This window comes from Anaerobiospirillum sp. NML120448 (genome assembly GCF_023050945.1).
Lineage (GTDB): Bacteria > Pseudomonadota > Gammaproteobacteria > Enterobacterales > Succinivibrionaceae > Anaerobiospirillum.
Map to the genome: position 1 here is coordinate 1 of NZ_JALKIM010000109.1, position 9,158 is coordinate 9,158.

Here is a 9,158-nt window from a genome sequence, read left to right on the forward strand (position 1 = left end):
TGCTTATGACGTAATGAACAACTGGGGTGCTAACCACGGCGCTATCGCTTACGGCCACATCGGTGCTGACTTAATCACCTTAGCCTCTATCTTACGTATCCCAGTTTGCGGCCACAACGTACCAGAGGACAAGATTTTCCGTCCTGCTTGCTGGAATGCCTTTGGCATGGATAAGGAAGGTCAAGACTTCCGTGCTTGCCAGAACTACGGCCCACTCTACAAGCTATAATCGAAACGTAGCATAAGCTACTATTAATAAGCCTAAACAACATTAGGCTATCTGCAAGGAGCTCAAAAGCTCCTTGCTTTAAAAAAGTAATAACACACAGAATTTATTTATCTGATCTTAAAAGTAAGATTAGAACACATAGAAAGGATCACTACCATGTTAATGGAAAAAGCCCGCCACGATTTAGTTGAGTTTGGCAAGCGTTTAGTAAAGGCAAACCTCACCAAGGGTACTGGTGGCAACTTATCAGTATTTGACCGTGCTAATGGCACTGTTGCTATCACTCCAAGCGGCATTGATTTCTTTGAGATCACCCCAGAGGACATCGTAATTATCGACTTAGACGGCAAGACCATCGAAGGCACTCGCACCCCATCTTCTGAGTGGGAAATGCACTTAATGCCATACCGTCACCGCACCGATATTGATGCTGTTATCCACGCTCACACCACCTATGCAACTGTTTTAGCTGTTTTACGTCAAGACTTACCAGCTTCTCACTACATGGTTGCTGTTGCTGGTCCAAACGTACGTTGCGCTCCATATGCTACTTATGGTTCTCACGAGTTAGCTGTTAACTCCCACGAGTACATGAAGGATCGTCGTGCTGTTATCTTAGCTAACCACGGTATCTTATCTGGCGCTCAAGACTTATTAAATGCCTTCAACATCATTGAAGAAGTTGAGTACTGCTCTCAGATCCACTACATGGCTTCTTGCATGGGCAAGCCACACATTCTTCCAGATGAGGAAATGGCTTTAATGGCTGAGAAGTTCAAGACCTACGGTCAACGTAAGGCTAAGGACTAATCTTAAGCTCAGGCTAAAGATAAAGACTAAACAACAGCTAAGTAATTCTTAGCAGACCAATAAGAGCCAAGCAGTTTAGCTTGGCTCTTTAGTATAAGCTCTAATATATACTGGGCTTAACCAAGGTTGATTTACCAAGCCCAACCTTGTAACAATAACCAATCCATATCGAAACAACTATTTAGCTCAAATCAATGCTTATTAGACCTATCTCCACCTAATAAGCCTTATTTGAACACCAAAAAGCTTTGGCTTTGTTCTCCTTGTGCCAAAGCTTTTTATAGCAAATATAAATAAGTACTTTCACCTTAACCTAGAGTATTTACTTATATCTGTTACAAACCAATTTCCTCATACTTATCTAATTAAGATAAGGGGAATCCCCAAGCACACACCACCTTGGGTCATCACACCTAATAATAGCCAAATTAGGAATTAACTCCATAAGTCTTGCAGTACTGGCCTCCAGATGCTTGCAAGACTTTATTTTTTGCCCTCAAGCCCAATCTTTCCATGCCAGGGCTCAAGCGCGAGCTCAAGCTCGAGCCCTGGCCTTAAGGCCAAGCCATGGCAAGCCCAGAGCAGCTCAGGGCAAGCCCTGCTTGTCATTGCACTCAATAGCAGTGCAAGCATGGCTATCACAGCTTCATTGTCATGAACAGTAGATATAGCCAGGCACATCAGGTATGGAAAGCATGGCTAGGCTTGATACGGATATAGAGAGGTGGTAGCCAACCTGCCATTATAAGTAAGGACAAACTTGGTTTGTTTTGGCCAGAATAGACTCTGATGTAGCTTATATAATGGCTTTATTATGCATATTGAGCTGATAAGGACTATTGTGCATTGAGGAGGCTTGATTATATTATTTTCTGCTAGCAGGTGGATAAGAGCTTTAAACTTAGATGTTGTTAAGAGAATTTATTACCTTTTCTATGAAAAAAGCTTAAACTTCACCTTCTTACTAAAAATGTGTGCTTTTTTGTCTAGAAAATTGTGCTTATTTAGTCTAAAATCGTGCACCAAAAGCACACAAGTAAAATAATATGATGCTTTAAAATTTTGTTTAAAAAATTTAATGCATTGGCTCTGAATCGGTATTAAAATAGGTATTTATAGAGATTGATAGTTTTTTTGTCTCTCTAAAAGAATTTTTTAGTCTCACATGCTTATGTTTCCTTTGTACTAACTGCTACTTGTTGTAAGTAGCAGCTTTTCCGTTTCGTAAGCACAGACTTTAAATACCAAGGTTTTTCAAACCTTTATTTAGCTAATCACTACTGAAAGTATCATAACTACAAAGTTTAATGCATACTTTATTTGATTAGCTATTGGTAATTACAGAACAACTACAAAGCAAACACAGGCTTAAGGTTGCTTAAGCCACCAAAGCGGCAGCCTCATGGCTGCCTCTTTTTTATCTAAAACTTATCTTTTCCTCCCTTACTACTGCTAGCTTTTACAGTAAGCACAATTACTGACAAGCTAGCAAGTAAGCCAGACAGTAGCCAAGCAACAGTTAATTGAGCCAATCTCTCTATCCATATCAAGACTATCAATGCCATAGTCCTATCTATCTTAAATTTTGAACCTCGAAGGCTACAATACTCTACCCCCTATTTGCTAAACAAGCTTAGCTGTCTTTGATCATAGAGCATACATAGCCTCTAAATAGCTTTAGCTTTGGTTTATTGTGTTTGTCTTGGCCTTGAGAAGGAGCATATGGCAAGTGCCAATCAGTAAAAAAGTGGTGATTTAGGTTGCGGAAATTAAAGCTTGGGCATTGGGCTTTTAGCTTTAAGCTTAGAGCTATAAGCATTGAGCTACGGCCATTGGCTTTTAGTTTTAGCTTTAGCTTTAGCTTTGGGGTTTGTGGCCTGTAGGCTGGGGCTTAGAAAGCTTCTTGATGAGGTTGGCTGGATGGGCTGGGGCTTTTGAGATGCAAAAAAGGGCTAAATTGCTTTAGCCCTTTGCTTTTAGCACTTATGATGAGGATATGAAGTTATTGCTATTACAACAGTAATTTAGCTGTTGGTAATAGGACAAAATACTAATATTAGTCTTAAGAGGCACAAGCACGAGCTGCTTTGAAGATAACTTTGCCTCTTTTTCTTAATCCTCGGTAGGAATTAGGTGCCCAAATAAGGGCTTGCTCTTGGTTAGCAGCCCTTAAGTTTTTAAATATTAACTAGCATGTAAGACGCTTAGCGGTATAAGCAAACACTGATCTCAGGATCGTCCATGTTCTCCTTGTTGTACCATAAAGCACCAGTGTCAACGTCCTCAACTGGCTTGCCATTTACGGAGTCAACAGCTAAACGAACTGCTTGGTAGCCAATTTGAACTGGGTTCTGGGTAACAGCGCCTGCTAAAACGCCTGCTTCCATGGCATCTAAAATCTTGTTACCAGCATCGAAGCCTACAGCAATTACCTTATCAACGCCTAAGCAATCTAAGCCCTCATTAGCAGTAATAATAGCATTGGTTGCAAACTCATTAGAGCCATAAACAGCAATTAGATCAGGCTTCTCTAAAATTGCAGAAGCAACAGCCGCTGCGTCTACGTCCTTAACCTCAGCTGGAATACCTACGTCAACAATTACAGATGCGCCTTTCTTTTCTGCACGTAAGCTATCGTGACCCTCAACAGAAACCTTATCAGCACCAACTAAAGCTACAAAGGCATCTACGAAGCCCTTAGTACGAGCAACGATAGATTGAGAATTGGACTCTTGAGCTACTACACCAATACGTACAGGCTTATCCGGGGTTGCAGCTTTAACCTTATCAGCAACCAGCTCAAGAAGCTTATTAGCAGCTAAACCACCAGCAGCGGTATTATCAGTAGAAGCAGTAGCCTTAATAGCACCCTCTGGAGCATCAGGTACACCAGAGTCAAAACCGATAATAGGGATACCCTCGTCTTGAGCCATTTGGATGGAATCAAGCATAGCACGGGTATCTAAGGCAGCTAAGCAAATTGCGCTTGGCTGAGTAGCAATAGCAGCATTTAAGTACTCTACCTGCTGAGCAATATTAGACTCACTATCAGGGCCTTGGAAATCTACAGATACATCAAACTCATTAGCAGCCTTTTGAGTGCCCTGCTCTACAGCCTTCCAGAATTGGTGTTGGAAGCCTTTAGCAACTACGTTGATGTGCATTTGCTCAGCCCAAACAGAGCCTGAGAACAATACAGAAGCAGCACCTAAGGCTAAAACTAACTTCTTTAACTTCATAATCTCATCCTTATTTCAGTTAATAGCATTGCACTATTGATTCACATGACTTAATTGAAGTGCTAAAAAACATATTTAATTAGTCATGCCTCTTTAACATTGAGCACAATTTGAAAAATTGCAAAGAAATTGTGTTCAACATTATTCTGTGAGCTCATTCTTGATGAGCGAAATCTAACAATCACTTTTAAGCCTGCCTAAGATCAGGCTGTTTTTCATAATAGGACAAAAACAACTAAGAGCAATAAAATTATAAAAACTCGCTAAATTATTGTGACTTGTATCTGCTTTATGGGCAAAATTCGAGATTTTTTTGCGCAAATTTTGCTTTTTTAGTCTTCAAATTGAACAAAAAGCACGTAAATTTGCAGGGCTTAGTTGTTTATATTTGGCCTTTTTGATAGGCAAAAGAAATCTTGCGCGTGCTTTTGCACAAAAGCACACTATTTTTGCAAAATTATGTGTTTAGGTAAGAACACGAAAAAAGAAAGTACAACCTAGAATGAAAATGAATTTCTTAACTTTTGGGTCTTCTATTACTTACTTTGGTAGTAATGGCTATGGGTTGCTTTAACTTGAACTGTTGTTTTCTTTTAGTGCTGTTAAAGCAGCTTCCCATAGCCTGGCCTACGATTTATTCTTACTAAACTTTAAATTTGTCCTTTAATAGGCGTAAGAGCAAATTTGTTTTTTAAGTTTGGTAAGTGGTTTAACGTGTTTAAACCAATTGTGAAAATGGGACTTACCGCAAAAGCGTGCCTAGCTAAGCAAGACCCTTACGCTTACGGTTAACAATATCAATGTACACTGCTACTACTAAGATAATACCAGTAATGAACATTTGATAGTGGCTTTGTACACCAATGTATGGGAAGCCAATCTTCAATACTGTCATGATGAACACACCCAGTACTGTACCTAAGATTGAGCCTACACCACCTGCAAGCGAAGTACCGCCGATAACTACACCAGCAATAGCATCAAGCTCGAAGCCGTTACCTGTATTAGGCTGAGCAGTAGTAAATACTGCTACATAAGCAATACCAGCTAAGGCAGCAAAGAAGCCTGAAATTACGTAAGCAATGGTCTCGTAGTAATCTACATTAATACCAGATAAACGAGTAGCTTCACGGTTAGAACCGATAGATAAGATATAACGGCCTATTTGAGTACGGTTAAGTACTAAAGCCATAACCACTACTGCAATAGCTAAGAGGATAAAGCCAGTTGGGAAGTTACGTGGTAAGAAGCCATCACGTGAGGTAATCATAAATAACTCACGGAACCAAGCACCATCAGCAGAACCTTGAGGGAAGGAAATAGTCTTAGTGCCAGATACGATAGAACCTAAACCACGAGACATCATCATAGTACCTAAAGTAGCAATGAATGATGGCAATCCGAACCTCGTGACCAATATGCCGTTTATTAGACCAAATAGCACACCTGTAGCAAGCATGGTCAATAATACTAGAGGCATTGGCAATCCAGCTTCCATCAGCGTACCACCGACGAGAGCCGAGCAAATAGCCACTGTACCAATGGACAGGTCAATACCACCTGTGGCGATAACAAAAGTTACACCAATGGCCATGAAGGCAATGTAATAAGCGGACTTAGAAATATTGGTAAAAGTGGTTGGCTGCATAAAACGATCAGTCATGAGCGCAAACACAGCACAAATCAGAACGAGGGCCAAAACTACAGCGGCCTGTTGGTTAGAAACCAACTTTTTAATTTGATCCACGGATAGACTCCTTTTCAACATAGTCGCATGATCTTTTGTTTAAAAAACAAATTAAGGCATACGAACGTTAGTATGGCTAATTAATGAATTTCATTAACAGCTGTGGGTCGTGTCAAATTTAAACTAATTCACCAACTGATTTAGCTTGCTCTCTTTAGCTAGAAAAATTGCAAAGTAACTAAAAGATAAAACAAACTAAGCAGTTATTAGTGTTAATCTCTAGCGTGTTGCCAGAGCCATAATCTTTTCTTGAGTACACTCTTCAATTGGCAAGATGCCAGTGAGCTTACCTTCGCACATTACTGCTACACGATCTGACATACGTAAGATCTCAGGTAACTCCGAGGAAATCATGATAATGGCCTTACCCTGCTTAGCAAGGGTCTCCATTAAGGCATAAATTTCACTCTTAGCACCAACGTCAATACCACGAGTTGGCTCATCGAAGATTAAGATGTCACTATCATCAGAAAGCCATTTAGCAATAACCACTTTCTGTTGGTTACCACCTGATAGCTTCTTAATGATTTGCTTAACACTTGGGGTCTTAGTCTTTAATTCCTTAACATATTCTTTAGAGACCTCTTCTGTTTTGTTTTGGTCAATAAAGTTCATGCTAGAAATAAACTTGCTTAAAGAAGCAATTACGGTATTTTCCTCAACTGACTTATCAACTAATAGACCAAAGCGCTTGCGGTCTTCTGATAAGTAGCCAATACCATGGGCCACGGCATCTTTAGGAGACTTAATAGCAACCTCTTTACCATCAATAAAGATCTTGCCTGAGTCCATTTTGTCTGCACCAAAGATAAGACGTGCAGTTTCAGTACGTCCAGCTCCCATCAAGCCAGAGAAACCAATGATCTCACCTGCATGAACTTCAAAGGACACATCTTGTACAAATTTGCCACGATTGAGGTGTTCACAGCGTAATAAGACCTTAGCTCCTTCTGGAACTTGGGATTTAGTCTTAGGCTCAATAAATACTGTACGACCTACCATCATTTTAATGATGTCGTCTTTAGTACAGTTATGCGCATCAAGCACTCCAACATATTCACCATCACGCATTACAGTAATGCGATCTGAAATCACATTGATTTCATCCATACGGTGGGAAATATAGACAATGGCAGCACCTTTAGACTTAAGATCACGAATAACTCTAAAAAGCTCTTCAATTTCGTGATCAGTTAAAGCAGCGGTTGGCTCATCTAAGACAATTACTTTAGCGTTTTTGGAAATTACCTTGGCAATTTCAACCATCTGCTGCTTACCTACTGTAAGCATGCCGACTTTTACGCTTGGATCAATATCAACATTCAGGATTTTAAAAAGCTCTTTAGCCTTTTCTTCCATGGCCTTATCATCAATGAACATTCCATTCATGGACTCGTGACCAATAAAGAGGTTTTGAGCTACGGTCAAATCCTTCATCATATTGAGTTCTTGGTGCACAATGGCAATACCAGCAGCTTCTGACTCAGCAGGGCCGTTAAAAACTACATCCTTACCATCGTAATATACACGTCCCTCATCACGTGCATAAATGCCAGTCAAAATCTTCATTAAAGTAGACTTGCCAGCACCATTCTCACCCATGAGAGCATGTACTTCGCCTTCATATAAATCTAGTGCGCCATTTTTTAAAGCAGGCACTCCATTGAAAGCTTTTTTAATACCCTGCATGGACAAAATAATATTAGCCATACTTTTACTCATCCTCCTACGGATACTATCTCCCCTTTCCCCAAACTAAACTCATAAAACAGGGCTAGAGTTTGCCAATTCAAGCTTGGCTTGTGTGATAGATAATCCGTAATGTTATTTAGGGTGGGCTGAAAGCTCTAACAACATACAATTTAAAAGCTTTCAACCTATGAGCAAGTTGAGCTTAAGTGCTCATACTTTTGCCTTAGGTTGGGCATAAGGCTTAGTCTTTAGCTTTACGTTGACCGTAGGTCTTAAACTTCTCAGCCATTAAAGCCATTTCCTCATCTGGAAGAATGTATGGCTTGCCCATGCAGGATGCCATGTAATGAATCTGAGAGCAGTACTCAACTTCTTCAATGATATTAAAGGCATTTAAGAGGTCTTGAGCGCCAGATAAAATACCGTGGTTTGCTAAAATTACTGCACGGCGATCTTTCATGTACTCGTAAGAATTTACAGCAAGCTCATGAGTACCATAAGTTGCATAAGGAGCACAACGTACATTAGGGCCAGCAACAGCTACCATGTAATGTGAAGGTGGGAGATCTTGACGTAATACAGCTAAGACAGTGGCATAGGTGGTATGAGCGTGGATCACGGCATCAATATCAGTACGATGGCGATATGGCATTAAGTGCATTTCCCACTCAGAAGATGGGGTGCGTTCACCTTCAATAGTCTTGCCATCTAAGTCGATGATTACGATGTCTTCGGGGGTGATCTCAAAGAAATCAATGCCGCTTGGAGTGATAGCAACAGTGCCATTAGCACGGTCAAATACTGATAAGTTGCCACCTGTACCCTTGGTGAGGTTTGCCTTTACTAAGCGCTTGCCAAACTCAACTAAATCGTGGCGTGCTTTTTCCATTAACATAATTAAGCCCTCAACAGTCTTAAATATAATTAAGACTAATAATAAGTGCTAAAACAAACTGCTTTTAAACTTAATACCCAAACCTACTTACTTGTAGTATTTATCACCTAGAAAAGCATATGACTCTAAGCATGTAATTAGCCGAGCGCTGTGGTGCTCTTAAGGCTAGAAAAGTTGTGTTTTACAACACTAAGCAAAAAGATTTGAGGCTGTTTTAAGAGCAACTCAAAATAAGGCCTTGCTCTGTTGTGCTAAAGAGCAACTCCAAAACAAGGCCTTTTTTAATTTAGAGTTTAATTAAACTCTATGGTTTTCAATTAAAGCTTGTAGAGAGGGCCGTAGTTCTGGCAAGCACGGAAGTCTTGACCTTCCTTATCCATGCCAAAGGCATTCCAGCAAGCAGGACGGAAAATCTTGTCCTCTGGTACGTTGTGGCCGCAAACAGGGATACGTAAGATAGAAGCTAAGGTGATTAAGTCAGCACCGATATGGCCGTAAGCGATAGCGCCGTGGTTAGCACCCCAGTTGTTCATTACGTCGTAAGCG

At 40.4% G+C, this 9,158-nt stretch carries 5 protein-coding genes and 2 pseudogenes; 2 read left to right on the forward strand and 5 right to left on the reverse strand.

From position 1 onward, the window contains the following. Positions 1-229: pseudogene (gene fucI, locus MXE38_RS11540) on the forward strand (L-fucose isomerase); the annotation flags it as partial. Between the two features lie 156 nt (positions 230-385). Further along, complete coding sequence (locus MXE38_RS11545) at positions 386-1,039, forward strand: L-fuculose-phosphate aldolase (protein ID WP_246915146.1); 654 nt, start codon at positions 386-388, stop codon at positions 1,037-1,039. A gap of 2,204 nt (positions 1,040-3,243) precedes the next feature. Here the strand turns inward: MXE38_RS11545 and MXE38_RS11550 are convergent. The 5 genes and pseudogenes from MXE38_RS11550 to fucI (MXE38_RS11570) all read right to left on the reverse strand — a co-directional run. Further along, positions 3,244-4,278, reverse strand: coding sequence for an ABC transporter substrate-binding protein (locus MXE38_RS11550; RefSeq protein ID WP_246915149.1), 1,035 nt, complete (start codon positions 4,276-4,278; stop codon positions 3,244-3,246). A gap of 763 nt (positions 4,279-5,041) precedes the next feature. Continuing rightward, entirely contained in the window at positions 5,042-6,025 is a 984-nt protein-coding gene (locus MXE38_RS11555) for an ABC transporter permease (RefSeq protein WP_246915152.1), read from the reverse strand. 219 nt (positions 6,026-6,244) lie between these two features. Beyond that, positions 6,245-7,735, reverse strand: a complete 1,491-nt coding sequence (locus MXE38_RS11560; protein ID WP_246915155.1) for a sugar ABC transporter ATP-binding protein — start codon at positions 7,733-7,735, stop codon at positions 6,245-6,247. Positions 7,736-7,958: 223 nt separating this feature from the next. Continuing rightward, positions 7,959-8,612 (reverse strand): L-fuculose-phosphate aldolase, encoded by a 654-nt coding sequence (locus MXE38_RS11565; RefSeq protein WP_246915158.1) that lies wholly within the window; start codon positions 8,610-8,612, stop codon positions 7,959-7,961. Positions 8,613-8,929: 317 nt separating this feature from the next. Continuing rightward, a pseudogene (gene fucI / locus MXE38_RS11570) lies at positions 8,930-9,158 on the reverse strand (L-fucose isomerase); the annotation flags it as partial.

Coding starts and splice junctions, on each gene's coding strand:
- MXE38_RS11560 (WP_246915155.1), bottom strand. CDS start 7,735: ATGGCTAATATTATTTTGTCCATGCAGGGTATTAAAAAAGCTTTCAAT.
- MXE38_RS11550 (WP_246915149.1), bottom strand. CDS start 4,278: ATGAAGTTAAAGAAGTTAGTTTTAGCCTTAGGTGCTGCTTCTGTATTG.
- MXE38_RS11545 (WP_246915146.1), top strand. CDS start 386: ATGTTAATGGAAAAAGCCCGCCACGATTTAGTTGAGTTTGGCAAGCGT.
- MXE38_RS11565 (WP_246915158.1), bottom strand. CDS start 8,612: ATGTTAATGGAAAAAGCACGCCACGATTTAGTTGAGTTTGGCAAGCGC.